At 40.1% G+C, this 25933-nt stretch carries 30 protein-coding genes; all 30 read right to left on the bottom strand.

Translation table 11 applies throughout. The annotated features are described in order from the left end of the window. Nucleotides 1-26: 26 nt before the first annotated feature. On the bottom strand, nt 27-845 hold the full coding sequence (locus tag V5298_RS07155) for a hypothetical protein (RefSeq protein WP_332930772.1): 819 nt from the start codon (nt 843-845) through the stop codon (nt 27-29). Between the two features lie 76 nt (nt 846-921). Beyond that, on the bottom strand, nt 922-2037 hold the full coding sequence (gene gmd, locus V5298_RS07150; RefSeq protein ID WP_332930771.1) for a GDP-mannose 4,6-dehydratase: 1116 nt from the start codon (nt 2035-2037) through the stop codon (nt 922-924). Nucleotides 2038-2135: 98 nt separating this feature from the next. Beyond that, nucleotides 2136-2816, bottom strand: a complete 681-nt coding sequence (locus V5298_RS07145; protein ID WP_332930770.1) for a sulfotransferase family 2 domain-containing protein — start codon at nt 2814-2816, stop codon at nt 2136-2138. Nucleotides 2817-2832: 16 nt separating this feature from the next. Then, a complete protein-coding gene (locus V5298_RS07140; protein WP_332930769.1) occupies nt 2833-4047 on the bottom strand; it encodes a hypothetical protein in 1215 nt (404 codons plus the stop codon). 38 nt (nt 4048-4085) lie between these two features. Then, a complete protein-coding gene (locus tag V5298_RS07135; RefSeq protein WP_332930768.1) occupies nt 4086-4991 on the bottom strand; it encodes a sulfotransferase in 906 nt (301 codons plus the stop codon). Further along, nucleotides 4988-6016 (bottom strand): hypothetical protein, encoded by a 1029-nt coding sequence (locus tag V5298_RS07130; RefSeq protein ID WP_332930767.1) that lies wholly within the window; start codon nt 6014-6016, stop codon nt 4988-4990. Before V5298_RS07130 ends, V5298_RS07135 begins: the two co-directional genes overlap by 4 nt. 5 nt (nt 6017-6021) lie before the next feature. Next, nucleotides 6022-6951 (bottom strand): hypothetical protein, encoded by a 930-nt coding sequence (locus V5298_RS07125; RefSeq protein ID WP_332930766.1) that lies wholly within the window; start codon nt 6949-6951, stop codon nt 6022-6024. A 26-nt stretch (nt 6952-6977) separates the two neighbouring features. After that, a complete protein-coding gene (locus V5298_RS07120; RefSeq protein ID WP_332930765.1) occupies nt 6978-7808 on the bottom strand; it encodes a hypothetical protein in 831 nt (276 codons plus the stop codon). Between the two features lie 2 nt (nt 7809-7810). After that, nucleotides 7811-8773 (bottom strand): hypothetical protein, encoded by a 963-nt coding sequence (locus V5298_RS07115; RefSeq protein ID WP_332930764.1) that lies wholly within the window; start codon nt 8771-8773, stop codon nt 7811-7813. Then, nucleotides 8766-10052, bottom strand: coding sequence for a hypothetical protein (locus tag V5298_RS07110; protein WP_332930763.1), 1287 nt, complete (start codon nt 10050-10052; stop codon nt 8766-8768). The genes V5298_RS07115 and V5298_RS07110 overlap by 8 nt, the downstream gene beginning before the upstream one ends. A gap of 71 nt (nt 10053-10123) precedes the next feature. After that, a complete protein-coding gene (locus V5298_RS07105) occupies nt 10124-13579 on the bottom strand; it encodes a hypothetical protein (protein ID WP_332930762.1) in 3456 nt (1151 codons plus the stop codon). A gap of 208 nt (nt 13580-13787) precedes the next feature. Continuing rightward, on the bottom strand, nt 13788-14714 hold the full coding sequence (locus tag V5298_RS07100; protein WP_332930761.1) for a hypothetical protein: 927 nt from the start codon (nt 14712-14714) through the stop codon (nt 13788-13790). Between the two features lie 227 nt (nt 14715-14941). Continuing rightward, nucleotides 14942-15343, bottom strand: coding sequence for a 50S ribosomal protein L17 (rplQ, locus tag V5298_RS07095; RefSeq protein ID WP_216028227.1), 402 nt, complete (start codon nt 15341-15343; stop codon nt 14942-14944). 41 nt (nt 15344-15384) lie between these two features. After that, the gene (locus V5298_RS07090) at nt 15385-16374 is read right to left on the bottom strand and encodes a DNA-directed RNA polymerase subunit alpha (RefSeq protein WP_216028320.1); all 990 of its coding nucleotides are present in this window, start codon (nt 16372-16374) and stop codon (nt 15385-15387) included. 19 nt (nt 16375-16393) lie between these two features. Further along, on the bottom strand, nt 16394-17014 hold the full coding sequence (gene rpsD, locus V5298_RS07085) for a 30S ribosomal protein S4 (RefSeq protein WP_216026973.1): 621 nt from the start codon (nt 17012-17014) through the stop codon (nt 16394-16396). A 24-nt stretch (nt 17015-17038) separates the two neighbouring features. Next, nucleotides 17039-17431, bottom strand: a complete 393-nt coding sequence (gene rpsK, locus V5298_RS07080) for a 30S ribosomal protein S11 (protein ID WP_070125761.1) — start codon at nt 17429-17431, stop codon at nt 17039-17041. 15 nt (nt 17432-17446) lie between these two features. Next, complete coding sequence (rpsM, locus tag V5298_RS07075; RefSeq protein ID WP_216028228.1) at nt 17447-17803, bottom strand: 30S ribosomal protein S13; 357 nt, start codon at nt 17801-17803, stop codon at nt 17447-17449. A 163-nt stretch (nt 17804-17966) separates the two neighbouring features. Then, nucleotides 17967-18083: a 50S ribosomal protein L36 gene (gene rpmJ, locus V5298_RS07070; protein ID WP_073325329.1), complete on the bottom strand. Its 117-nt coding sequence runs from the start codon at nt 18081-18083 to the stop codon at nt 17967-17969. 25 nt (nt 18084-18108) lie between these two features. Further along, entirely contained in the window at nt 18109-19428 is a 1320-nt protein-coding gene (gene secY / locus V5298_RS07065; RefSeq protein WP_332930760.1) for a preprotein translocase subunit SecY, read from the bottom strand. Between the two features lie 5 nt (nt 19429-19433). After that, the gene (rplO, locus tag V5298_RS07060; RefSeq protein ID WP_332930759.1) at nt 19434-19868 is read right to left on the bottom strand and encodes a 50S ribosomal protein L15; all 435 of its coding nucleotides are present in this window, start codon (nt 19866-19868) and stop codon (nt 19434-19436) included. Nucleotides 19869-19871: 3 nt separating this feature from the next. Beyond that, complete coding sequence (rpmD, locus tag V5298_RS07055) at nt 19872-20051, bottom strand: 50S ribosomal protein L30 (RefSeq protein ID WP_332930758.1); 180 nt, start codon at nt 20049-20051, stop codon at nt 19872-19874. Between the two features lie 6 nt (nt 20052-20057). Next, nucleotides 20058-20558, bottom strand: coding sequence for a 30S ribosomal protein S5 (rpsE, locus tag V5298_RS07050; RefSeq protein WP_332930757.1), 501 nt, complete (start codon nt 20556-20558; stop codon nt 20058-20060). Nucleotides 20559-20570: 12 nt separating this feature from the next. Continuing rightward, entirely contained in the window at nt 20571-20924 is a 354-nt protein-coding gene (rplR, locus tag V5298_RS07045; protein ID WP_216028233.1) for a 50S ribosomal protein L18, read from the bottom strand. 12 nt (nt 20925-20936) lie between these two features. Next, the gene (gene rplF / locus V5298_RS07040) at nt 20937-21470 is read right to left on the bottom strand and encodes a 50S ribosomal protein L6 (RefSeq protein WP_332930756.1); all 534 of its coding nucleotides are present in this window, start codon (nt 21468-21470) and stop codon (nt 20937-20939) included. 14 nt (nt 21471-21484) lie between these two features. Further along, the gene (gene rpsH, locus V5298_RS07035; RefSeq protein WP_332930755.1) at nt 21485-21877 is read right to left on the bottom strand and encodes a 30S ribosomal protein S8; all 393 of its coding nucleotides are present in this window, start codon (nt 21875-21877) and stop codon (nt 21485-21487) included. Nucleotides 21878-21889: 12 nt separating this feature from the next. After that, nucleotides 21890-22195 carry a 30S ribosomal protein S14 gene (rpsN, locus tag V5298_RS07030; protein ID WP_216026981.1) on the bottom strand — a complete coding sequence of 102 codons (306 nt, stop codon included), beginning with the start codon at nt 22193-22195 and terminating at the stop codon, nt 21890-21892. A gap of 13 nt (nt 22196-22208) precedes the next feature. Next, on the bottom strand, nt 22209-22748 hold the full coding sequence (gene rplE / locus V5298_RS07025) for a 50S ribosomal protein L5 (RefSeq protein WP_332930754.1): 540 nt from the start codon (nt 22746-22748) through the stop codon (nt 22209-22211). A gap of 16 nt (nt 22749-22764) precedes the next feature. Next, nucleotides 22765-23079, bottom strand: a complete 315-nt coding sequence (gene rplX, locus V5298_RS07020; RefSeq protein ID WP_332930753.1) for a 50S ribosomal protein L24 — start codon at nt 23077-23079, stop codon at nt 22765-22767. A 12-nt stretch (nt 23080-23091) separates the two neighbouring features. After that, nucleotides 23092-23460: a 50S ribosomal protein L14 gene (gene rplN, locus V5298_RS07015; protein ID WP_070125772.1), complete on the bottom strand. Its 369-nt coding sequence runs from the start codon at nt 23458-23460 to the stop codon at nt 23092-23094. 219 nt (nt 23461-23679) lie between these two features. Beyond that, the gene (locus tag V5298_RS07010) at nt 23680-25743 is read right to left on the bottom strand and encodes a GAF domain-containing hybrid sensor histidine kinase/response regulator (protein WP_332930752.1); all 2064 of its coding nucleotides are present in this window, start codon (nt 25741-25743) and stop codon (nt 23680-23682) included. Between the last annotated feature and the right edge of the window lie 190 nt (nt 25744-25933).

The following is a 25933-nucleotide window of genomic DNA, read 5'->3' as shown; positions in this document are numbered from 1 at the left end:
ATTAAATTAACTGTATATAGCGAAAATCAAATATTCAGGAATTCTTGTTGAGCCATATATTGAACTGTATTCTCGGCATCACCTCTGAACAAATTTATCCACCTTGCTACATTTCCTGTATGATTAATAATAAATTTACATTCTGACATGATCAACATAGTAGCTAAAAACACCTTCGCAGCAAGCATTCTATCTTTAGCATCTAATTGAAAAGCCACTTGTTCCCTATCAACTCTGCGTGGATTTTCTTCTATTATCACAACATCAAAACTGGTAAACCTTTTTTTAAAATAACTTACAAATTGCTCTTGGTCGGTTTGAAGTAAAATTGAATTTATATTAGGAAATGACATAATCTGCTCTACTCTTGAGCAAAACATTTCGTAGTCTGTTTCTTCAATATCTTTATACTTATCCGTCCCCCTAAAACAAACGCAAAGCATTTCATCTGGAATTAAGTTGTACTTTTCAACCAACCTCTCTTTTTCTTTTATCACATTTTGATTTGGTGAAAACCAAGCAGACACTATCTTATTTATAGCTGTATAATCTTCGTTAATATAAGGAAACAAAGAACGAACTTTAAATTGACCATCATACGTAAACTTACTATCTATTACAGAATTGTTTTGAAAAAGTTCGTTATAAACATCATTCCCATTAGTCTGTTCAGGGCCCATATATTTTAAGAAAGTCTCACTAAAATCCACATCAGGAGCAAATCCTTCATTTTTAATGAAAACCAAAATATTATACAAAGCAATAGAACAACAAGAAAAAAAACCAGAGCTGTGCTTTAACATCAATTTTTTATCTACACATATGCACTTAAAGTAGTCTTCCAAATAAATTCCCTTACAATAATAAATTAATTATAATCTATAAAACAAAGCGCCTTATAAAAAATTTTAATGAAAATCTCTACTCTTTCGCTACTGCAACAGAATACCCATGCTTTTTAAGCAATGCATGTTGTTTGGCTTTTTCCAGGTCAGATGCCACCATTTCGGCACACATTTCTTCTACGGTAATTTCCGGCTCCCAGCCTAACTTTTCTTTAGCTTTGGAAGGATCACCAAGCAGGGTTTCCACTTCTGCGGGACGGAAGTAACGAGGGTCTACCTTAACGATAACATCGCCAACTTTTACGCTAGGTGCTAGGTCGTTATTCACTTTAACAACAGTAGCCTCTTCATCCACACCTTTACCACTGAATTCAACGGTAATACCTGCATTTTCACAACTCATGCGCACAAATTCCCGTACCGAGATTTGTTTGCCTGTGGCAATCACAAAGTCTTCTGCCTGTTCCTGCTGCAGCATCATCCATTGCATACGCACATAGTCTTTTGCATGACCCCAGTCACGCAGGGCATCCATATTGCCCAGGTACAAGCATTTTTCTAGGCCTTGGGCAATGTTAGACACACCCCGTGTAATTTTGCGTGTAACAAAAGTTTCGCCACGGCGTGGGGATTCGTGATTAAACAGAATACCGTTACAGGCATACATACCATAAGATTCACGATAATTAACCGTAATCCAGTAAGCATACATTTTCGCTACAGCATAAGGTGAACGGGGGTAAAAAGGCGTGGTTTCTTTTTGAGGAATTTCCTGCACTAACCCATACAGTTCCGAAGTGGACGCCTGATAAAAGCGGGTTTTCTTTTCTAACCCTAAAAAGCGAATGGCTTCTAATAGACGTAGTGTACCCATAGCATCGGCATCCGCTGTATATTCCGGCGATTCAAAGGATACGGCCACATGCGATTGGGCGCCTAAGTTATACACTTCATCTGGCTGCACTTGCTGAATAATGCGGGTTAAGTTAGATGAGTCCGTCAGGTCACCGTAATGCAGGAAAAACTTGGGGTTCTCGTTATGGGGATCTTCATAAATATGATCCACACGTTCTGTATTAAACAAAGACGCACGGCGCTTAATACCGTGTACTTCGTATCCTTTTTCTAATAACAATTCGGCTAAATAGGAGCCGTCCTGGCCGGTTACACCGGTAATAAGTGCTTTTTTCATTTGATAATTATCTTATTAACTAATAAATAACATAAGAACGAATATGCTAATGGAGCTTAGTACACTACGGAGTACAAGGTACACTTTTACACCGCTATCTACAGTGATATTTTATTATAACCGAATAGGTCAAAATCTTCAGAATAAAGCTGTTCTATTTTTGTTATTGAAGATGGAGTTAGGACATTCTCAATACTTAAATCTATAGAACCTTTTTGCCTTTCATTTTTTCTTTTTACCCAAGTTTCCGAGATAGATGCTAAACTCTCTGAAAATATCGACAAAACCTTTGGAGCTCTATTGATTTCCTCTAGCTTAATAACTAAATCAAAATGACTTTTACGACCAATATAAAACATGTGCTTTTGTAAAATGAAATGCCTATGACTCTGGGTCCACCCCTTTATTTGTTCTGGCCGAATATTAAAAATAAAAGAATTGATTTCTTCCTTATAGGAATCGAAAGATTTAATTCCATTCATAACGTCGTCAAAATCTCTGAAAAAAACTTCATTATAAGAAGAAATCACTCTTTTATATGGGTTTCTTACTATACCAAACACAAAATAATTTTTGAAAACTTTATACACTTCAGGAAAATAGTTTTTAACAATTGAAAGTGGCATATGCGCTTTATCAACCGTAAGCCCATTTATTTTTGTTTGTCCCCAAAACCAATGTGCGTGAGTATCGAACTTTTTTAAACTATCTCTAACTGTAGTACCACCACATTTTGGGTTATGAATAAATACAAACTCTTTCTCATCACTTACAATCATAGAATCTACCTAAATTTTAATCTGGATAATATTCTTTTCGAATTAATTTGTCTTGAATATCCCAGGCATTATCAGACGAATCTGAAAAATCGACCAAAGAAGAAATGACTTCTTGTCCATTAACTAAATCATAGTCATAAAAAGAATTACCAGCGACCCACCCGTTTTTCATCTCAGCCGTGAAATACTTCCAGCCACTGTTTATTCCTATGCAGTGTGACGCAAAAACATCTATAAATTGGACAGCATTTATATCACCTGAATTGATTATATGCTGATGCATCCTTGACCTTAGATCTAAAGAAGAAGCATTGAAAATGTTTTTCGGAGCTTGCGGATTCAATGATTTTTTAACTAAATCATGATCTAAATGGCTAATACTATCAATGTTTTCACTACGCTTACTAAAATAAACAGGTAGTCTCATGAAATGAGCCACATCAATTTTATATTTTCTTACAACATCGAAAATATTCATTTTTCCTTTTGGAATATGTAATAATTCATCAATATCCGTGTTTAAAACTAATATTTCATCTTCTCGATCGAGTGAAGATAATTTACATAAACTTCTAATATGCTCTAGACAAGCCCTTTGTAGCCACATGTGCTTAGAACCCCAAGGATTTGAAGGAACCCAAGCAGGACCATATTTATATGGTACATCCATAACAAAGCAATTGATTCCTTTTCTCTCAATCGTTTTTGCTATATCAGAAGATTTATATTCAGTAGAAGCATTATCATATATCACTACAAAATCTGAACCACACTTATCAACACACCAAGAAGCCCAATCAGCAATCCAAGTTAGAGAATTATTCTGTTGCAATGTATAAGAAATATTCTTAAATTTATTACTTCTTAAAATTTCAACCAACCTACTAGTTTGAGACGATATTTCGTTAGTTAAGTCTATTTTAGGTTTCAAGCAAGTTAGAATTCTTGTATAGGCTTCAGTTGTTAAAACTTCCGATTTGTGACTTCTAAAATATTTTTCTGCATCCACTTTATTTTTAAAAAAGAAATGACCATATAAATAGACAATTTGATCGAAGCTTAAAGGTGGTGCAATTATTATAAAATAATTACCAAAAGAAAAAATATCATAATAATAAGTTTTTTCATCACTTTTTTCTAAGTATGATTCTAAATTTTCTTTTTTTACTAATTCAGGAGGAAATATTTTCCTATCTGGCAATCCAAAGTCTGAAAAAACGCGCCCTTTCATAATCTAAAATAAACCCCATAAAATATAATAAATAAATATCAAACGATTAAACCATGAAAATATTTAGTAATAAGTCCATTAATTTGCTCTTCAACAGTATTTTCTATTACTAGCAGTTCTTCTGACTTTTCCATGCATGGAAGCTCGAAGTAATTATTACTAATATAATCTAAAATCATATCTGTATTACACGAAAAAGAATTAAATATTGTCTTTATTACAGTATTAGTACTGCTACATGGTAAGAACTCATAGGGTAATACGAGGTCAGCTTTATTACTTTCGATTCTATTAATCCATTCGACAACAAAACAAAGTTTATAATAATAGCCTTTGTAAAGCTCATCTATAAATGAATATCTAGAGCAAAGAGAATTGAAGATTGAAAGAACATTCCAGTAATCTAATCCAATCGTATTGGAGTTCAGTGATAAACCCTCCTTGAAGGCCAACTTTTTTAAGGAGTAAAATATCTGTCTGGGCTTTCTTGTAATCAATATATTATAATTATTAGGAAAACGAGCGCTAAACCAACTCAAACATAAATTAAATCTATTCGCCTGTAAGACAGGAATCTTACCAGATTCCTTAGCGCAATTATGAAGAAAATCAACATAATTAAATAAATCAGGCTTGCTTGAAGTTGCTTCCAAAATCGGATGATGAAGCGTTCTAGCTTCCTTGTTAAAGAAGTTCTGCATATGATCTATATCAATATTACGGTACTCTTCAAAATAATCTCCTTCCACGGTATGTCCAAGCCTTGCACGGTCTGCTGTCGCTTTCCCATTTTGACAGGCGATAACATAATCGACGATATCTGGGTGGTATGGTTCATAAAAGACTTGAAGATCTGGGCACTGGCGTAGCGCCGAGAATATTAAAGTACTTCCGGTTCTAAAAAAACCTGTAACTAAAATACTATCTAACTTACTTAAATTCACAACTTATACTTTCTAAACAGGAAATAGTTAAAATCTTCGGCCAGTTGAAGATATTTTTTTGCATTAGCTATGTCACCAACAACAGAAAAATACTTATATAATTCATAAAATGCTTCGTAGTTTGGCCTAATTTTAACTTCTTTAGTTAATCGATTGATTTCATCAAATATTTTACTAACTGAGTGTAACGGCCTGAAGCCGACTTTCCGATCATATTTATTCTTAGTGTCATTAAGATATTTTTTGAAATCTATAATATCTAAAAACTCTTGTTTTGTAGCTTTAACTTCTTGAATCTGAGCTATATGTAAAGGAATACGTTCCTCGACCTTTTGAATTTCCTCAATATCAATAGAAAGCTGCTGACAACATTCTAAATAACGGATATAACCCGTTTTGATTGCATTTTCATTTCCTTTCTCTATAGCTACATAAAGAAATTCCTTATAAATTTCAAAAGATTTCTCTATATTCCCTAAGCGACTATATTGAAGAGCTACAAAATGAAAATCCCAAAAAGGATGATGAGCATTTTTAAGTGCCATATTACCGTAAAGTAGAGCCTTGTCGTAGTCTAAGTACTGTTCAGCAATCTCACCTAATTTTCTTAGTTGATCAATAGTAAGACTTTCTAGTTTTTGGTCATCGACGGTAATATTAAAAGCTATAGTTGATAACGCATACTCGTAATCCGAAATAGAGTCTATAACTTCAAGCCTAAAATCTGTTTTCACTAAAAATGGTTTAGCTAAAGCAAAAATATTTTTGTCGTCTATTAGTTTCAAGAACTTATAAACATCCTGATTCGAAAATCTATTTAATGCTTCGCTAAAACAGCTATATATTTTTTCAAGTAATATGCTGTCAAATAGCATAGAACAGGATTTTCTTGCGTTTGTAGCCTCAATCAGTAAACAACAATAATTCAGTGCATCGGGAAAATCCTCTAGAAATTTAGGTTTAAGTAGGAACGAAAGGGCTCCTAAATATCTTTCATTTTTAATTAAACTCTCTACTGCACTCACGGCAATTACCCTACATAGTCTATAGTTTTAAAGTGACTTTTAAACGTATCTAGTGTTAAATGATTAGAAATCCCGCTTTCTTTCAAATAACGACTACCTTTCAATAGCTGGTCTCTATCCTTTAGTAAATGTTCAGCTTCTTCTTTATTGTTGAAGTATAAAGGATAATCCGCCCCCAAATAATCAACAATTGCCTTCAGTGGTGGGCACAATATAGGAGTTCCTCTTACAACACATTCTATTATGGCATTATTCGCGCTAGTATCATAAAAATCTACGTATACAATTGAGTTAGCTAATAACTCGTCGTATTGAATATTTTCCAAGAAACCAACTTGTTGAACTTCATTTTTACTAAACTGAAAGTTAAATATTTGTTTTTCTAAATTAACTAATTTAAGTTGGTGAGGCCTAGAAGATCCGACGGCGCACTTTATAAAGTCTGTACAATCTAAATTTAGTTGGTGAATTCCATGCAATTTTCTTAACCAAAATCCAAGTTGAACAACTCTTAGCGGTTTATCGTTCATTAGTATTGATTCGTTAAACTTTAAAGCACAGCTTTCGGTTGGGTGTAATAGTGTAGAAACAGGAACATTTACTCTATTAGCAAGCCAATCAGATAAGGGCGAGGATAAAGACACCAAACCGACACAATATTCCAAGGCTTTTTTAAATTCCTTTGTTTCAAAATAGCTTTCGGGAGAATTTTTTCTATTAAACCAAACTGGTACATTTACTGGGCAGTGTACTACACCGACCCACGGTTTTTTGATAGGTTCAAAATGATTATTGATATCCCCTTTATCAGCTCCGAACACAAACTTTTTTTCCACGAAACTAATGAATTCAGGGCCGTGTTCATCGTGATACTCATCGAGACAACTAATAGCATAAGACCAACCTGATCTGTGGCTACCATAGTCTTTTTCCAATTCTTTCCTTAAATTGAACATAATAATTACTCTAAAAAGTCAAAACTGAAAAATTTATCTAGCCATGCCTTTTTGGCAGGATCCTTTTTTGCCACAGATATACGCTTTTCATTTGCTTTATATACGTCTATAAGTTTATTTTTGTTATGCTCAAGATAATCATTAAATTTCTCATTTTTCCAAAGCATATCATCCCCATAATGAAAAGTTAGATATGCATCATCGAACTCTGCAAAGTTTTTAGCGTGGAGAATACAATTTAAAAGAAATGGCCTAAAAACGAAACCGATTCCTAAGATATGTTCTCTGATATCAAATTTTCTTAGTGCTAATATTGGGAATACGAAGCAATCATGTCCTATGTGTTTATCCCCCTCAGATACATATGCTTCAACTAAACTTTTATTGATGAGTTCTTTGGGAATCGTTCTTCTATTAACCACAAAAATATCTTTGCCAGTATTATTAATTCTAAGAAGTTCCATGTAAAAAAAAGGCTGTACACAGATATCCATATTAGTAACAACAACTAAATCATCATCTTTCACTTCCGATTCTAGCGAACTTAGATCCAGTAAATCATTTAATAACGGTAGTTGACGTTTTACTCGAAATGGGGGCAAGATTTCGCTTGAATCTGTTTTAAGTTTCAATATCTTAACGTTTCTATTGTTACTATAAAGTTTATTAAAGTAGTCAAAGTCAGATTCTGACACTTTCATTACTATAGTTACTTTTGTACTAACGCTTGTATAATCAATTGCAGAAAATATGGAATCAAGAGTTTTATTTTGTTCTAAAAAGGCAGATGAACTCTCATCGACTTTATAAGGGTTGATTATATGATAGAAATTCATTATTAAAGACTCACTGTTCTTTCTTTATAAAATTTGAATCGTCTTAAAAATTTTTTAAATTCTTCAGAACAATTTATTTCGTCGATATATTCTGGAGAAATCTCCCTTCTTTTAAGTTGAATAATGCGATCTGCTCCTCTACCGCTATCTCCAGTTATAGTTCTTGTATCGTATGTATCTACAAATGTTGCACTGAATGGAACTTCCAATATCTCACATATTTTTTTCATAACTATCTGAGGATGTTTGAGAAACGATTCATAAAAGAAAATATTATCATCGCCGAAGCCTGATAGAAAAAGGTTAAGACGTTTACAGTATTCATCAAAAGTTGGAGGTGTAAAGTGAACCCACTTATTTTTATTCAATGACAAATAGCTATCAATGGGGTTTCTAACTGTAGCTATGGATATAGAAGGATAGTCTTTATCACTAATTCTTTCAAAAAAACGCGTATTTAAAGCTACAGAGCCAACACAGAAATCAGTATGACTATGTTCGCGAAAGATAAGGAACTCACTATTTGAATATGCATGATCAATTGCAATTTTAACTGATGCCTCCATTATTTTTAAAGATAAACTCTCCAAACCAGTCATTTTTGCATAGTAAGCACATGAAACTACGTCAGATGGTGTAAACTTATGATTTGCAAGCTGAAGATGCTTCCGAGCAAGCGGATGAAGTTCGCTTAGCAATCTAACTGAAGGCATTGCATCTAAGCTTTTTGAAATTAAAGAACCTCCACTACAAGCAAAATGATGAACAGACCGTATTAGTTTTTGTCGCCTCTTCGTTGCGATTATACGCGCACAAAAATCATCTACCTCAGTAGTTACTCGAGCGCTATTCTTAATTGCTCTTTCTTTCGATTTTTGGGAGAGCAGGCTTTCTGGTATACCTTCTAATAATTTAATATTTCGTTCTATCAAACTTTTTATATTATCGGTAGGCTGTTTAATCATCTGAATGACCTTGAGAGGATTCGGTGCTATCCTCGTTGCACAGTTTTTTTAATAAATCATTTGATTCATTTAAAGCACTATATAACTTTTCTATTAATATCATTAGCTTATTTTCTTGAGCCACCTTAGCTTTAATATCTTCTCTGAGTTGTCTATTTTCTTCTTCTAATTTTAGATTCGACTTCACAGAAAGCTCTAGCGTTTTTTCCTGTGTTGTAAATTGTCTAAGGATTTCGGAATGGCTCGACTTAATAGAAGTTAAATTTTGACTACTTAAACTTAATTCAGCTTCAAGGCGCTTTTTATCTTCACGTAATTGCTCTCTTTCTTCTTCCAAACTCTTTGCCCAATTACGTGATTTAGTCTGCTGTAACTTCAACTTTTCTACATCACTTTCTAAACTCTTTTTCTTTGCGATCAACTCTTCTCGCTCTTTATTAGCGCATTTTAGTGATAAAATAATTTTTTCAACTTTTTCATCTAAATCAGACTTTTCTTTTTCCGCTTCTGTTTTATAGACTTGAAAATCAGAACTAAGTTGACCGTTTAAATCATTTGCCTCATCTAATTTTTTTTCAATTTCATCAATAACACTTTTTGAAAAATCTAACTCTTTCTGTATAAGAAATACCTTATTTTTGGCATTAATATATTGATGATTAACCTTGAAAAAATAAGTAATTACATCATCACTATCTTGTGTGTATGCATCTAAGTCAACACTTATAAAACTTTCTATTTTCCTATCAGAATCCCATTGTTTCTCATAAGAAACCTTTTTCGGAGTTTCTATTATTATATATTCAAACTTTTCAACTATCTCGCTAGGAAGGCTATCAATCAAAATAGTTTCATAACCTAAAACTGATAATATTAATATATTTGCCTCGTCTATATTTAATTCTAGCGAATTAACAAGTTCGTCAATAGGTTTTCCTTTTACTACTAAAACACTTTCTAAATTAACGTTTGGCAGTTTCGATTTTAGGTCATTAGGTTTACTTAATGAATTATACCTTGGATTACTGAATAGATTTGCTTCTTCTGTAATTTTCCCCGCAGCAACTACCCAATGCTTTAGCACAACAACATTATGAAACTTTTTTATTTTTCTACTTAATTGCGCATGCAACGAATTTGATGCCTCTACAAGAGTAATACTTCTCGGCTCTAACTGCGCTAAGCCATTTAAATGTGAACCTGTACCGGCACCTATATGCAGTATCATACCAAGCGGTTTTTTTATATTTTGCAATAGCTTGGGTAGATTAGAAGTCATTTTAAGTTATTTCCATAAGACAATTTATTTACTATAATCGGGTATCTTTATGTTAGCTTACCAACTCTCAATTAGACGGCTGAAATCTCTTCTTTTCTCGTTATAAGGTTCACCCATAAACGTTTAATCAGCTCGTCGATTTCGCTATTACCAACGATTTCACCTCGAATTTGCTCATACGTACCAAGTAGCCACTCAAATTGTTCCTGGCGTTGTGTTTGAATTTCCGTAAACATTACTTCCGCAGGTACCTGAACTCTTGGGCCATATTCATCTTCACCAAAAAATTCGGTATCACAATAAATAACATCAGGCGCTCCGTTTCGAAGCTCGATGTATAACTCTGCATCAAAGGTGTCAGGATTAATGCTCTGGGCTTTCAGCTTTACTTTGGTGTTATCCGCATTGCTACTAAAAAGTAGGTGCTGATAACTTCCCATACTAATTACTTCTTCCAAAGTAATTGTGTTTTGGGATTCCTGTTCGTCAGAATCCTTCGCTTCTGCTGCATTCCCCAGTACATATTCCGAAGCGTCTATCCACTCACTCTTCGGCCGGGTCATGGCAGACTGTTCAACCTGTAGTTTTTCAATAATACTGGGCAGGTTATTCACTAGGTGTGTTATTAGATTTCTGTCTGGAGAGGCAAACTGACTAACGCCCGCTAGATCATTTAACGGCATGACAAGTTTAGGCCCAAATTCATCGCTAGTTTCCGGTGGCCAGGTCAGTAAAGGTACGGTGCCGTCATTAAGCGCACGGAACTCTAAAGCAATATCCCGACTAAAAGGGTTTTCGCCATCGGCCACGTTGTTCGCCGCTATTTTAAGTTCTAAACATTCCTGGTAGTTGTCACCCACTAAAACATGATCAAACGATAACCATAGGTGCTCGTATCCTTCGGTGCGATATTCTTCTTTTAACGTTACATTGTCGAAGCTTAACCAAGCAGGAAGTTCATCTACAGCTTCTGCCAACTCAATGGCGGCTAAACGCCAGTCCCGCCATTCACTATGTTCAACTTGTACGGCACACGGTATATTTTGGTTTTGCAACAACTCTGCCAGCAAAGTAATGGTACTCATCACCAATACCCGCTCACTGGCTATCATACGGTTAAATATCCGTTGCTGTTGCTCCTTTTGAGCCTCTGGAGCTTTGGCAAAGTAGCGCAGGTACGGCCCATAATCGTCGGTTGAATCTTCAAAATGCCGAAATAACGTGCCGCTGTCATTATCGCGAAATTCAATACCCACAAATCCGCCAACATTTACCAATTTTACAGGTAGCGAACTGTATGACGAACCGTTACCTAATTGAACGTTAGTTAGCAACAGATGGATATCCCGATATCCGTCTTCGCTATATTTACCTGTAACTTCAAAACCTGATGCGTTGGCTTTCGAGAATACTTTTTGTCGCTGCTTTGCCATAGTGGTAACTGTTGTTCCCTTGTTTTTTACGTTTTGATATGCCTGATAGTAATATTCTAATTCTTCCTGAAGCTGGCTAATTTGTAACGAAGCAAGTTCTAGTTCTGCCGTGTTGAATGAGTTTTTATCTGTCATATTACCCTCTACTACTTGTAGCTGCTTAGCCAATTTATTTTTGGCTTTTATTGCTTTTTCTGTGGACGTTATTTGGTGTTCTAATTGCGTCTGCAGCTCGGTAATCAGTGCCTGCTCCGTTTGATTCTGCGAAGTTAATGCAGCCTCTACTTGTAAGTTTAGGCTATTTACACGCTTGTCTAGTTCGCGGTTGGTAGTTTTAAGCGTTTCATTAACTTTTGTTGCTTCCTCCAGGTCTCCGGAGGTTTTAGTTAATAATGCTTTGTGCTCTGCGGCATCTTCAACCGACCTTTCCAGCTCTTCTTGTAATTGTGAGATTTGTAACTCTGCTAGCTTGTGTTTCGCTTCTGCATCTTCAGCGTGCAGTTTTTCTTGCTGAAGTGCATGGGTTAGTTCTTCAACCTTTGCTGGCAGGGGTTTTAATTGATTTAATTCCGCAACCGTTGTTTCCAGTTCTTCCTGCAATTGCGCAATCTGTAAATCAGCCAATTCACTTTCGGCACCTAACGCTTCGGCATGTTGCTTTTCTTGCTGAAGTGCATCAGATAGTTCTTCAACCTTTGCGGGCAGTGGCTTTAACTCATTTAGTTCCGCAACGGTAGTTTCCAGTTCTTCCTGCAACTGCGCAATCTGATGCATTGCTAATTCATATTGTTCATTAACCTTAGCAAGTTCTTTGGGAAGTGGCGTCAGGGCTGATAACGAGGCTTTAGTCTGCTCAAGTTCTTTAATCTTCGTTTCCAGGGAAGCGGTTAACTCTGCTTTTTCCTGGTTAAGTACGCGATTTGCTTCTTCAGCATGTTGCACCTGACTTTGTAGACTAGTTAGTTCGTCCTCTTTTACAGCCAATGAATCCATGGCTTTTTTATACTCTAAGTTGAGCTTCTGCTGTTCTTTTTCCAGCTTAGAATACTTATCTGTCAGTTGTTGTCGGGCTTGCTGTACGTCGTTTAGATTTTGTTTGGTACTTTCCAGTTGTTTTTGTAAGGCATCAAAATTCTCTTTATGCTGTGTGGAAAGAGCCTTACTTTCGTCTACCTCGACCTTTAGTTCAGCAATGTTTTTCTCAAGCGTTCGTTTGGTTTCCTGAAGGGATTCAATTTGCTCTGTCAGTGAACGAATATGTTCAGTCTGCTTAGCTTGCTCGTCCTTAAATTTCTGATTCGCCTGATCTATTTTCAGCTTTTCGGCGGCGACCTCTTCAAGGCGCTTTTGAACATCGCTTTGTAATGTGGCTACCTGAGATGCTAAGTTCTCAATTTGTTGCGTTTTATTTTGAATATTCTGATGATTCGCAACGAACTGTTGCAGAACAGCTTTACCTGATTTTACTGCGCTTTGTTTGATGTCATCCGTATCAGGCCCCAAATGCACAGTAAATTCACCGTACAGCTGGCCAATGGAAAGCGCTTCGTCATATAAGGCAAAAACATCGTCTTGTTCAAACAAATGTATGTTCGCCAGGTGATGGGAAAACTGTTGCTTCGCATAGGTATTGGCTTTTACGTCCGCACCGGGTTTTATGTTAAACACATCGGTAAGAAAAGCGGCAGAATTGGCCAAAATGTCGTCTAAATCGCACAATAACACATGGCTGTTTTCTTGTACCACTGACAGGGCTTCAGACAACGTTTGCTGCCAGCGAGAAATGATCTTGCGCGGTTCTGCGGCACCGCTAGACTGCTCTGTTACGTGGCTTACACTGCGTACGGGTGAACAATAAAGCAGAATAACTGATTCAGCACTTGCAGAAACAGCGTCCAAAATCTTTTTCGGAGATGGTACATTCGCGAGGAAAAAACACTGGGCTTCCTCGTTGGTGGTAATGATATGACTAAGATCATTTACCTGAGTATTCTCACTATCAATAACTGTGGTGTTTATTGCATTTTGTTTGAATAAGTCATTTAAGAGGTTAAGAGGGGTATCTCCTACCACCACCACAATGGCTTTATGCATATTGTCTCCGCATAGGGCGATTACAGACGGGATGGTCCGTGTCGACGATCTAGTTTACCGAGTTTAACAAAACTTTACACTTTCTTTATCTTTGCCGAATATAAAAGTTGCAGCGTGATTTTGCCCTTAAACAGAAACAAAGGCTAAACCCGTTGAACCATTAACCGACAACTTAGTTATCTCTGTGTCGAGAATATCACCACCAAACTTAAACCTCAGAAGCCAATGATCTCAGCACATTAAGGGCCTGAGCTCGCGTTTGTATATCTGAGAATTTTTCGTCGATCACGTATTGATCTACAGGTGGTATCTCAATGTTAAGACCATACTTTGTTTTTAGATAGTGAAGCGCATGCCAACTTTTAGCTTTTATCTGTCGAACACATTCATGACTAAGAACCAAACCTGTGTCATTGGTAATACCTCCTGCGGTATTAAAAAGATGACTCGGGAGTTTGGGTTTAGCTCTGTTGTTTATAAGCATTAGCAGAATTTGCGAGTTACTTAAGCTTGTATTCGCTCGTTTAACTTGTAGCAGTTCATCTATGTTGACGTTGCTGTGGGCGATGCTATTAACAAGCCCATAAAATTCGCCAATGAGATCATCACCGGAAAGGGCATTCATAAAAATATTGCTTCGGCCTATTACTTTTTCCCAAATAGGTAAAATTTGATGCCAATGTAGGTAATCGAGATGGGATAAAATAAACTCACCCGCTTCAAGTGTACAATTTTGTCTGCGTACCCACTCTTTGTATTTGTCATTGAAGTACCTAACAGGATCTTTTACATACACGACTAAACTAATTTCAAAATATTCATCAAGTAATGCTATGCCCTGTGGATGGATATCTTTTCGAAAGAAATCTTCGTGGGTGAGAATGATGGTATGGGCATCGTATTCTAGCAAGCTATGCACAACTTCTAAAAACGTATCAGCATTAAATGCATGTTTTTTCAACATATTACTTATATAAAGATGACGAAACCCAACTTCTTTATCCCGCGCTAATCCTTCTTCCGGAAAAGTGATACCATTTTGTTGAAGTAGCGCCTTGTTTGCATTCAATGAAAACTGAATAGAAGACGTGCCAGTTTTATGCATTCCACCATGAATGATTAACTTCTTTTTCATCTTGTTAAGAACCTTAGTGTTTGTGCGTTTTATGACAGCTTAACGTATCGATAACGCGTTCATCCGTTATCCGTCTACAAGGGAAAGTCATTGATATGTATTCGCTTTGGTTACTCGCTAGGTAACCTCATACAAGGGGCAAAGATAGGTGATGAAGGATAATATAATAACAGCCATAAAAAAAGGCAGAGTTATTCACTCTGCCTTTTTTCTATTCAAGTAATCTCTTACTCTTCTACTGCTTCCGCTTCTTCTTCAGAAACTTCTTCAGCAGGACGGTCTACAAGTTCAATGAACGCCATTGGGGCGTTGTCACCGGCACGGAAACCGCATTTTAAAATGCGAGTGTATCCGCCTGGGCGAGCTTCGTAACGAGGACCAAGCTCGTTGAACAGTTTACCTACAACCTCTTTATCACCTGTGCGGGCCATAGCCAGACGGCGGTTTGCAACGCTGTCTTGTTTTGCCAGTGTGATTAAAGGCTCAATTACGCGACGTAATTCTTTCGCTTTTGGTAACGTCGTTTTGATCACTTCGTGCTTGACCAAGGAGCCGGCCATGTTTTTAAACATAGCTTGACGATGGCTGCTGTTGCGATTCAACTGACGACCACTCTTACGATGGCGCATAGTTTTATCCTTCTCTACAAATCAGTTTGATAAAAACCTGATTAATCTTTCTCAGCGATGCTCTCTGGTGGCCAGTTTTCTAGGCGCATGCCTAAAGAAAGTCCACGAGAGGCTAACACGTCTTTGATTTCAGTTAGCGATTTCTTACCAAGGTTAGGCGTTTTAAGTAACTCAACCTCAGTACGCTGAACCAGGTCACCAATGTACTGGATAGCTTCTGCTTTCAAACAGTTTGCAGAACGCACTGTCAATTCCAGATCATCTACAGGACGTAGGAGAATAGGATCAAATTCCGGCTTCTCTTCTTTCTGAACAGGTTCAGAAACGTCACGTAAATCAACAAAGGCATCTAATTGCTCAGCCAAAATAGTGGCTGCGCGGCGGATCGCTTCTTCAGGATCCAAGGTACCATTTGTTTCCATGTCGATGATGAGTTTGTCCAAGTCTGTGCGCTGTTCAACACGTGCAGACTCAACAGAATAAGCAATACGTTCAACTGGGCTGAATGAAGCATCAACTAACAAACGACCAATTGGACGATCATCTTCTTCGGAGGAGCGACGAGTAGCAGCAGGAACATAACCGCGAGCCGTTTCAACTTTGATACGCATGCTGATTTCAGCTTCGCCAGTCAAAGTACAAATGACATGGTCCGGGTTAACAATCTCTACATCACCGTCATGCTGAATATCACCAGCAACAACAGGGCCAGCGCCAGATTTCACTATTGTTAGGGTTGCCTCAGTTTTACCTTCAAGGCGAACCGCTAAACCTTTGAGATTCAGGAGGATTTCGATTACATCTTCCTGCACACCTTCTTTGGTGCTGTACTCGTGTAATACGCCGTCAATTTCAACCTCTGTTACCGCACATCCTGGCATGGATGACAGCAAAATGCGGCGAAGGGCGTTACCCAGAGTGTGGCCAAAGCCGCGCTCTAGGGGTTCCAAAGTTACTTTGGCACGAGTAGGAGAAACGTTTTCGATCTCAACTAATCTCGGTTTCAGGAATTCAGTCACAGAACCCACAATGCTTCCTCTTTAGTTATCTTTACTTAGAGTAAAGTTCGACGATCAACTGTTCGTTAATTTCCGCAGACAGGTCAGTTCTTTCTGGAACGCGCTTGAAAGTGCCTTCCATTTTAGTGCTGTCTACTTCAATCCAGGTTGGCTTCTCACGTTGGTCAGCCAGTTCTAAAGCAGCAACAATACGCGCTTGCTTTTTAGCTTTTTCACGAACAGAAACCACGTCTTCGGCAGAAACGTTAAAAGATGGAATATTCACAACTTGACCATTTACCATGATCGCCTTGTGGCTAACCAGCTGACGTGCTTCAGCACGCGTACTAGCGAATCCCATCCGGTATACTACGTTATCAAGACGCTGCTCTAATAATTGCAACAGGTTTTCACCGGTGTTGCCTTTAAGACGCGCAGCTTCTTTGTAGTAGTTACGGAATTGCTTTTCCAGAACGCCGTACATACGACGAACTTTTTGTTTTTCACGCAGCTGTACACCGTAATCAGACAAACGGCCACGACGGGCACCATGCTGACCAGGCGCATTATCGATTTTACATTTAGAATCGATTGCGCGAACGCCGCTTTTTAGGAACAGGTCTGTTCCTTCGCGACGGCTAAGTTTGAGTTTTGGACCCAAATATCTTGCCATGATCTTTCTCCAACTGTCCGGCGATTAAACGCGACGTTTTTTCGGTGGACGACAACCGTTGTGAGGAATAGGCGTCACATCGGTAATGTTTGTGATCTTATAACCAGTTGCGTTAAGTGCACGGATCGCAGACTCACGGCCTGGACCTGGACCTTTAACGAAAACTTCAAGGTTTTTCAGACCGTAATCCTGAGCAGCGACACCAGCGCGCTCAGCAGCTACCTGAGCAGCAAATGGTGTAGATTTACGTGAACCACGGAAACCTGAACCACCTGACGTTGCCCATGCCAGAGCGTTACCCTGACGGTCAGTAATAGTCACAATAGTGTTGTTGAAAGACGCATGGATATGAGCCATTCCGTCTGCAACCTGACGTTTAGCGCGTTTACGCGTAGTACGAGTAGGTGCTTTTGCCATAACTTATTCCCCCGCTTACTTCTTAATTGGCTTACGAGGACCTTTACGGGTACGCGCATTAGTTTTAGTGCGCTGACCACGTAGAGGCAAGCTACGACGGTGGCGGATGCCACGGAAGCAACCCAGGTCCATCAGACGTTTGATGCTCATAGAGACTTCACGACGAAGATCACCTTCAACAGTGAACTTAGCCACTTGCTCACGAAGCTTCTCTACAGTTGCTTCGTCAAGCTCTTTTACTTTTGTTGATTCTGCAACACCAGCATTGGCACAGATCTCTTTAGCACGAGTTGCGCCGATACCGAAAATCGCTTGAAGCGCGATTACAGTATGCTTGTGTTCAGGAATGTTAATGCCAGCGATACGGGCCATTAACAGCACTCCTCTTAAAATTTAATGTCGACGACCTAAAAAGCCCGATAGGATACTTACCCGACGACAAAATTGCAACTTAAGGTTCATAAAAACGAAATAACATAAGCTGAACCCAGTATAAGGTTCAGCTTACCGTTCGAACTTATTAACCGCTTTTTGATTAGCCTTGACGCTGCTTATGCTTAGGGTCAGAACTGCAAATCACACGCACAACACCGTTGCGCTTAATAATTTTACAGTTACGGCAAATCTTCTTTACTGATGCACGAACTTTCATTACATCACTCCGTAGTGCACTAATCTTAGCGACCGTAGCCTTTTAGATTAGCTTTCTTCAGAACAGACTCGTATTGACTACTCATCAAATGTGTCTGCACCTGTGCCATAAAGTCCATGATAACAACCACGATAATCAGAAGCGACGTACCACCGAAGTAGAACGGCACATTCCACGCGATAAGCATGAATTCAGGCACCAAACAAATAAAGGTTATGTAAAGTGCGCCAGCCAGTGTAAGGCGAGTCATTACTTTATCGATATAACGTGACGTTTGCTCACCTGGACGAATACCAGGAATGAACGCACCAGACTTCTTCAAGTTATCGGCTGTCTCACGCGGGTTAAACACCAACGCAGTATAGAAGAAACAGAAGAAAATGATAGCTGTTGCGTACAACATCACGTACAGGGGCTGACCAGGGGAAAGCATTAATGCTATATCCTGTAACCACGCTGTAGATTCATTTTGTCCAAACCAACCAGCAATGGTGGAAGGAAACAAAATGATACTGGAAGCAAAAATTGGTGGAATAACACCAGCCATATTCACCTTCAGCGGTAAGTGTGTGCTCTGTGCAGCGAAAACCTTACGGCCCTGCTGACGTTTTGCATAATTCACAACAATACGACGCTGTGCGCGTTCTACGAACACGACAAGATAAATTAAGCCAATGACAATTACGCCAATTAACATCAGGAACAATAAGTTAATGTCGCCCTGTCTTGCTTGTTCCGCTGTCTGACCAATCGCTGTAGGTAGACCGGCAACAATACCAGCAAATATCAATATAGAGATACCGTTACCGATACCCCGTTCAGTAATCTGCTCACCCAGCCACATAAGGAACATAGTTCCAGTGACTAAGCTGACTACTGCTGTAAAGTAGAATCCGAAGCCAGGGTCTATAACCAAACCATTAATTAGGTTAGGCAGGTTCGTCGCAATACCAATAGATTGGAATGTGGCCAGTACAAGCGTTAAATAACGGGTGTACTGACTTATTTTACGACGGCCTGCTTCGCCTTCTTTTTTAAGCTCCATCATCGGTGGATGAACCACCGTGAGCAACTGCATAATAATCGATGCAGTAATGTATGGCATAATGCCCAAAGCCAGAACGGATGCACGCTCAAGCGCACCACCGGAGAACATGTTAAACATTTCTACGATGGTACCTTTTTGTTGCTCAAACAACTCAGCAAGTACTGCTGCATCGATGCCAGGAATAGGCACATAAGAGCCCAGTCTGAATACGATAATCGCACCGAGTACGAACAACAACCTTGACTTTAGCTCACTCAAGCCGCTTTTCGCGCCTGAATCCAATCCTGGTTTAGCCATCTAGCTTATTCCTCTACTTTACCGCCGGCAGCTTCAATTGCTTCAAGCGCACCTTTAGTAACCTTCAACCCGCTAACTGTAACAGCGCGCGATACTTCGCCACTTTTTACTACTTTTACGAACTGCACATCTTTCTTGATAAGACCTGCAGCTTTCAAAGTTTCCAAAGAAGCTGTATCACCTTCTACCTTAGCAATTTCGGTCAGTGTTACCTGATCAGACACAAAGCTTTTACGCGATGTGAAACCGAATTTAGGCAGACGGCGCTGAAGTGGCATTTGACCACCTTCAAAGCCTGGCTTGATGGAACCGCCTGAACGGCTGGTTTGGCCTTTATGACCACGTCCACCAGTTTTTCCCAGACCAGAACCAATACCGCGGCCAACGCGCTTAGCTGATGGTTTTGAACCTTCTGCAGGAGAAATTGTGTTTAAACGCATATCTTACTCCTCCACGATTTCAACCATGTAATTTACACGGTTGATCATGCCACGTACTGCTGGGGTGTCTTCCAACTCACGGACATGGTTGATTTTACGAAGGCCTAAGCCCCTAAGCGTCGCTCTGTGCTTTGGCAAACGGCCAATTGCACTTTTTGTTTGCTTTACTTTAATCGTTGCCATGTCTGATTACCCCAAAATTTCTTCTACAGACAATCCACGTTTAGCGGCAACACTTGCTGGAGAGTTCATCTCTGTCAGCGCGTTAATTGTTGCACGAACAACGTTGATTGGGTTTGTAGAGCCGTAGCATTTTGAAAGTACGTTCTGCACACCAGCTACTTCAAGTACTGCACGCATCGCACCACCGGCAATAATACCGGTACCTTCAGATGCAGGCTGCATGTAAACTTTAGAGCCAGAGTGACGACCTTTAATCGGATGCTGCAATGTGTGACCGTTCAGATCGACGTTAACCATGTTGCGACGGGCTTTCTCCATCGCTTTTTGGATAGCAGCTGGCACTTCACGTGCTTTACCGTAACCAAAACCAACACGGCCATTGCCGTCACCTACTACTGTCAATGCAGTGAAACTGAAGATACGACCACCTTTAACCACTTTAGAAACGCGGTTTACAGCAATCAATTTCTCTAACAGTTCACCGTTTTGAACTTCTTGTTTAGCCATTATTCTTCACTCCTAGAACTGAAGACCAGCTTCGCGAGCTGCATCAGCTAATGCCTTTACGCGACCGTGGTATTTGAAACCGCTACGATCGAAAGCAACATCTTTGATGCCTTTTTCGATAGCACGTTCAGCGATTGCTTTACCAACAATAGCTGCTGCTTCAGCGTTACCAGTTGACTTCAGATCCTTAGCCAGATCTTTTTCAACGGTAGAAGCCGATGCCAACACCTCAGAACCGCTAGGCGCGATTAACTGTGCATAGATGTGGCGAGGTGTACGGTTTACTACCAGGCGATGCGCGGCCAATTCACGAATTTTTGCGCGTGCGCGAGTTGCGCGACGCAAGCGTGATGTTTTCTTATCCATCGTATCACCCACCTACTTTTTCTTAGCTTCTTTACGACGCACTTGTTCGTCTGCATAGCGAACACCTTTACCTTTGTAAGGCTCTGGTGGACGATACGCGCGAATGTTCGCCGCGACCTGTCCTACCACCTGCTTATCGGCGCCTTTGACGACGATTTCAGTTTGGCTAGGAGTTTCAACTGTAATGCCTTCTGGCATTTCATAAACTACAGGGTGCGAGAAACCTAATGTTAGGTTCAGTTTGGCACCTTGTGCTTGCGCACGGTAACCAACACCTTGCAACTGTAGTTTTTTCTCGAAACCTTCAGACACACCTTGAACCATAGAATTCAACAGCGCGCGAGCGGTACCAGCTTGAGCCCATGCATCAGCAAAACCTTCGCGAGGTAAAGCTTTCAACTGGTTCTCTTCTTGTACAACTTCAACAGCGTTGTTAAAAACGCGTGTTAGGGTGCCTTTTTTACCTTTAACCGTTACTTCTTGACCAGAGATAGAAATCTCTACACCAGAAATAACGTTAACGGGGGCTTTTGCTACTCGTGACATTTCAACTCCTCCGATTACGCAACATAACCGATGATCTCACCGCCCATGCCAGCTTTACGCGCTGCACGGTCAGTCATCACACCTTTAGAAGTCGACACGATAGCAACGCCCAGACCGCCCATAACTTTTGGCAGCTCATCTTTTTTCTTATAGATGCGCAGACCAGGACGGCTTACACGTTCAATAGTGTCAATTACTTGCTTACCTTCAAAGTACTTAAGTGTCACTTCAAGAGTAGGCTTAACGTCACCAGACGCAGAGTAATCTGTAATATAACCTTCAGATTTCAATACTTCACAGATTGCTGTGCGAAGTTTAGAAGAAGGCATTACCACAGAAACTTTCTGTGCCATCTGGCCGTTACGGATGCGGGTAAACATATCCGCGATAGGATCTTGCATGCTCATTTTAGCTACTCCTTACCAGCTGGCTTTTTTAAGGCCAGGGACTTCACCGCGCATCGCAGCTTCACGAAGCTTGATACGGCTCAGACCGAATTTGCGTAGGTAACCATGTGGACGACCAGTTACGCGGCAGCGATTTTGCTGACGTGCTTTGCTCGAATCACGTGGCAGTTGTTGTAGCTTCAGAACAGCATCCCAACGCTCTTCTTCAGAGGCGTTAACATCGCTGATAATCGCTTTAAGTGCGGCACGCTTTTCTGCGTATTTAGCTACAAGCTTTGTACGCTTTACTTCGCGGGCCTTCATTGATTCTTTTGCCATAACCCTACACCCCTTATTTTCTGAATGGGAAGTTGAACGCGGTCAACAGAGCACGTGCTTCATCATCAGTTTTTGCGCTGGTAGTGATAGTAATATCCATACCGCGAACCTTATCCACTTTATCGAAATCGATTTCAGGGAAGATGATTTGTTCACGAACACCCATGCTGTAGTTTCCACGACCGTCAAAAGACTTTGCGCTTAAGCCACGGAAGTCACGTACACGAGGAATTGCGATTGAAATCAAACGCTCTAAAAATTCCCACATACGTTCGCCACGTAGGGTTACTTTACAGCCAATCGGATAACCTTCACGGATTTTAAAACCCGCAACAGATTTACGTGCAACAGTTACAACAGGTTTTTGACCCGCGATGGCAGCCATATCGGCAGTCGCGTGTTCAAGTACTTTTTTGTCTGCTACAGCTTCACCCAGACCCATGTTCAGGGTGATTTTTTCAATCCGAGGGACTTGCATGACGCTTTTGTAACTGAACTGCTTCGCAAGGTCAGCTACTACTGTTTCTTTATAGAAATCATGCAGTTTCGCCATCGTACTCTCCAATTAATTAAACAAGTTCACCGCTAGACTTAAAGAAACGAACTTTCTTACCGTCTTCAGTGCGGAAACCAACGCGATCTGCTTTGCCCGTTGCCGGGTTAACAACCGCTACATTAGAAACGTGCAGAGATGCTTCTTTTTCAATAATACCGCCAGCTTGACCCAGTTGAGGGTTAGGCTTCTGATGTTTCTTGACAAGGTTTACACCTTCTACAACTACACGGTCTTCAGACACCAACACTTTCAGGACTTTGCCTTGTTTGCCTTTGTCTTTACCCGCCAATACGACTACTTCATCATCACGACGAATTTTTCTAGCCATTATCGTGACTCCTTATAGTACCTCTGGGGCCAATGAGATGATTTTCATGAAGTTATCACTTCTCAACTCACGGGTTACCGGTCCAAAGATACGCGTACCAATAGGTTGCTTATTGTTATTCAACAATACAGCCGCGTTTGCGTCAAAACGGATGGTTGAACCATCTGCACGACGAACGCCTTTTCTAGTACGCACCACCACTGCGTTCAGTACGTCACCTTTTTTAACTTTACCGCGAGGAATTGCTTCCTTGACGGTAACTTTGATGATGTCACCGATACCTGCATAACGGCGATGCGAGCCACCAAGAACCTTAATACACTGAACCCTGCGAGCGCCGCTGTTATCTGCAACGTCCAGGTTAGTTTGCATTTGGATCATGTTAGTGCTCCGCTCTAAAATTAAGACTCATACGAGTCGTTTCGCTGCTAAAAACAACACAAATTGTCGTTTTTATATACATACCCCCACAAAAAGGGCGCGAAATGATAACAGAAATGATGAAGAAGTGATAGCGGTAAAGTGAATTATTTTTAGCCGATGCACGAAGAAAGGGTTTTGAGGCATGGGTTTGCCATCAAGCACCGGCGTACGGGTACATTAAGCCAGTAAATAGCGATTAATGCAACGAACAAATTGCTCTGAATCTACAGGTTTGGTTAAATAATCGTTCATACCGGCTAAAATACATTTTTCTCTTTCCCCCACTAACACATTCGCTGTAAGGGCAATAATGGGAATTAACTGTGCGGCCTCGCCCAGTTTGCGGATTTTTTTCGCTGCCTGATAACCATCCATGATAGGCATCTGACAATCCATTAGAATAAGATCGTAAGGATGACCCGACGAAAGGCTTTGCACAACCATCTCCACCGACTCTGCCCCATGCGCCGCAATTTCCGGGGTAATGCTAAATGCCCGCAATTGCTCAGTAACAACAATTTGATTAATTTCATTGTCTTCCACCACTAAGACCCGTTTATCATCCAATTGATAGTGTCGAACAGGTATCGCCGCTTCGCCACTTTCTTTTTCCACAAGCTTGTCTTCGCATACGGGTAATGACAAGGCGACGATAAATCGTGATCCCTCACCCAACTTACTTTTAACCCTGATACCGCCATTCATTTTCTCGGCAATTTGCGAAACGATAGATAAACCGAGTCCGGTGCCACCAAAACGACGGGTGGTGTCGCTGTCGCCCTGCTGAAAAGCAGAAAAGATAGCCGATTGGTGTTCCGGTGCGATCCCTACGCCAGTATCTTTTACTTCAATTTGTATCAGATATTGGCGATCTGTTTTTTCCATCGCCCTGGTTTTAATACTCACTTCGCCTTGGTGACTAAATTTAATGGCATTACTGAGCAAGTTGGTCAGGATTTGCCGAATGCGGGTAGGATCCCCTTTAAGCATTAGGCTGTCGGTTTCTTCGGTGTCGGCACTTAGGGCTAACTGCTTTTTCTGTGCCGACATAGCAAAGACGCGCTGCTGTTCTTTCACGATTTTACTAATATTAAGCGGCACGCTTTCAAGTTCCAGTTCACCGGCATCGATTTTTGAAAAATCGAGTACGTCATTGATGATCTGCAATAAGCTATCGGCACTTTGACTGGCGAGCTGACAATACTCTTTTTGCTTAGGTGATAACGCCGTTTTCGCTAACGCATCGAGCATCCCCACCACTCCATTGATGGGCGTACGAATTTCGTGGCTCATATTGGCCAAAAAAAGACTTCGAGATTGCAACGCTTGTTCTGCCAATTGGCGTCGATTTTCCAATTCTTTAGCAACAAGTACCCGATGGGTGACATCTTGGGCTGCCCCGAAAAAACGTTTAGAGCCATCGCCCACTTCATACAGTTTTGCCTGTGTTTGCACCCAAAATCGCTTGCCATTATATGACACGGCTTCAAATTCATAGGACCAGGGCTCCCCCGTTTTAAAAGAGGTGTTGAGCATATTTTCAATAATCTGGCGATCGTTTTCATGGAAGATAAAGTTTTTCGTGACGTCCCAGGTAAGGGGATAATTATCCGGCACTTCATACTGGGCTCGCAGCGCATCAGAGAACCACACATTGCCGGTTTCCAAATCCACTTCCCAGGTCCCTACCCGTGCAAGTTCTGCCATTTGTGCATGTAGGCGGTTCTGGTGCTGCATGATCCGCTGGTGGGCCAGCAATTGGGCAACCTGCTCTTGGCGAGAGAGCTCTGAGCCCACCCATTCGGCCAGTAAAACAATATAATCTTGTTCATGGGCGGCAAAAGGTTCGTTTCGCTCATCCGGTTTGGAAAAGTTCACGGTACCCTGACGAATGCCATTAACGAAATAGGGTATGCCAATATAACTTTTTAAAGAAAAGCTCTGATACGCGGGGTGAGTAATGCCAGGATGTTTGATCACGTTGTGGTAAGCCACAATGGATTTTGCTTTTAGCGTATCTTTGCAGAATGTATCAGCCAGCGGAAAAACCGTGTTTTTCTCTATGCTGTTATCTGGCGTAACAGCGGCAATAACAGTGTAATCATTTTCGTTGATTCGGCTTACCAGACCGATATCCATACCCAAGGCATCAAGACCTAAGCGCAGCAAACGATCTAATTTTTCGTCGGTTGATGTTTGCTCATCAGAAGATATTTCGTGAAGCGCTTTTAGTAAATTCATAAATCTCTGCAACTCATACATTCACCATGCGTTTAATATTCCTGATCCACCTTCCCTTGCGACTCTACGTGATAACTACACAACCAAAACGGTTAATACACATTCATAGATAGCCTTGTTTAAGAATAACACCTATATAAAAAAACGGCAGATAAATCCAAAGGAAATATCTGCCGCTTTTATTGGCATT

The sequence above is a fragment of the Alteromonas sp. 14N.309.X.WAT.G.H12 genome (genome assembly GCF_036697315.1).
In the GTDB taxonomy this organism is placed as follows: domain Bacteria; phylum Pseudomonadota; class Gammaproteobacteria; order Enterobacterales; family Alteromonadaceae; genus Alteromonas.
The sequence above is the reverse complement of the archived record's forward strand: the minus strand, read 5'-3'. Positions and strand labels throughout refer to the sequence as shown.

Coding starts and splice junctions, on each gene's coding strand:
- gmd (WP_332930771.1), bottom strand. CDS start 2,037: ATGAAAAAAGCACTTATTACCGGTGTAACCGGCCAGGACGGCTCCTAT.
- V5298_RS07145 (WP_332930770.1), bottom strand. CDS start 2,816: ATGATTGTAAGTGATGAGAAAGAGTTTGTATTTATTCATAACCCAAAA.
- V5298_RS07140 (WP_332930769.1), bottom strand. CDS start 4,047: ATGAAAGGGCGCGTTTTTTCAGACTTTGGATTGCCAGATAGGAAAATA.
- V5298_RS07120 (WP_332930765.1), bottom strand. CDS start 7,808: ATGAATTTCTATCATATAATCAACCCTTATAAAGTCGATGAGAGTTCA.
- V5298_RS07115 (WP_332930764.1), bottom strand. CDS start 8,773: ATGATTAAACAGCCTACCGATAATATAAAAAGTTTGATAGAACGAAAT.
- V5298_RS07110 (WP_332930763.1), bottom strand. CDS start 10,052: ATGACTTCTAATCTACCCAAGCTATTGCAAAATATAAAAAAACCGCTT.
- V5298_RS07105 (WP_332930762.1), bottom strand. CDS start 13,579: ATGCATAAAGCCATTGTGGTGGTGGTAGGAGATACCCCTCTTAACCTC.
- V5298_RS07100 (WP_332930761.1), bottom strand. CDS start 14,714: ATGAAAAAGAAGTTAATCATTCATGGTGGAATGCATAAAACTGGCACG.
- rplQ (WP_216028227.1), bottom strand. CDS start 15,343: ATGCGCCATCGTAAGAGTGGTCGTCAGTTGAATCGCAACAGCAGCCAT.
- rpsD (WP_216026973.1), bottom strand. CDS start 17,014: ATGGCAAGATATTTGGGTCCAAAACTCAAACTTAGCCGTCGCGAAGGA.
- rpsK (WP_070125761.1), bottom strand. CDS start 17,431: ATGGCAAAAGCACCTACTCGTACTACGCGTAAACGCGCTAAACGTCAG.
- rpsM (WP_216028228.1), bottom strand. CDS start 17,803: ATGGCCCGTATCGCTGGCATTAACATTCCTGAACACAAGCATACTGTA.
- rpmJ (WP_073325329.1), bottom strand. CDS start 18,083: ATGAAAGTTCGTGCATCAGTAAAGAAGATTTGCCGTAACTGTAAAATT.
- secY (WP_332930760.1), bottom strand. CDS start 19,428: ATGGCTAAACCAGGATTGGATTCAGGCGCGAAAAGCGGCTTGAGTGAG.
- rplO (WP_332930759.1), bottom strand. CDS start 19,868: ATGCGTTTAAACACAATTTCTCCTGCAGAAGGTTCAAAACCATCAGCT.
- rpmD (WP_332930758.1), bottom strand. CDS start 20,051: ATGGCAACGATTAAAGTAAAGCAAACAAAAAGTGCAATTGGCCGTTTG.
- rpsE (WP_332930757.1), bottom strand. CDS start 20,558: ATGGCTAAACAAGAAGTTCAAAACGGTGAACTGTTAGAGAAATTGATT.
- rplR (WP_216028233.1), bottom strand. CDS start 20,924: ATGGATAAGAAAACATCACGCTTGCGTCGCGCAACTCGCGCACGCGCA.
- rplF (WP_332930756.1), bottom strand. CDS start 21,470: ATGTCACGAGTAGCAAAAGCCCCCGTTAACGTTATTTCTGGTGTAGAG.
- rpsH (WP_332930755.1), bottom strand. CDS start 21,877: ATGAGCATGCAAGATCCTATCGCGGATATGTTTACCCGCATCCGTAAC.
- rpsN (WP_216026981.1), bottom strand. CDS start 22,195: ATGGCAAAAGAATCAATGAAGGCCCGCGAAGTAAAGCGTACAAAGCTT.
- rplE (WP_332930754.1), bottom strand. CDS start 22,748: ATGGCGAAACTGCATGATTTCTATAAAGAAACAGTAGTAGCTGACCTT.
- rplX (WP_332930753.1), bottom strand. CDS start 23,079: ATGGCTAGAAAAATTCGTCGTGATGATGAAGTAGTCGTATTGGCGGGT.
- rplN (WP_070125772.1), bottom strand. CDS start 23,460: ATGATCCAAATGCAAACTAACCTGGACGTTGCAGATAACAGCGGCGCT.
- V5298_RS07010 (WP_332930752.1), bottom strand. CDS start 25,743: ATGAATTTACTAAAAGCGCTTCACGAAATATCTTCTGATGAGCAAACA.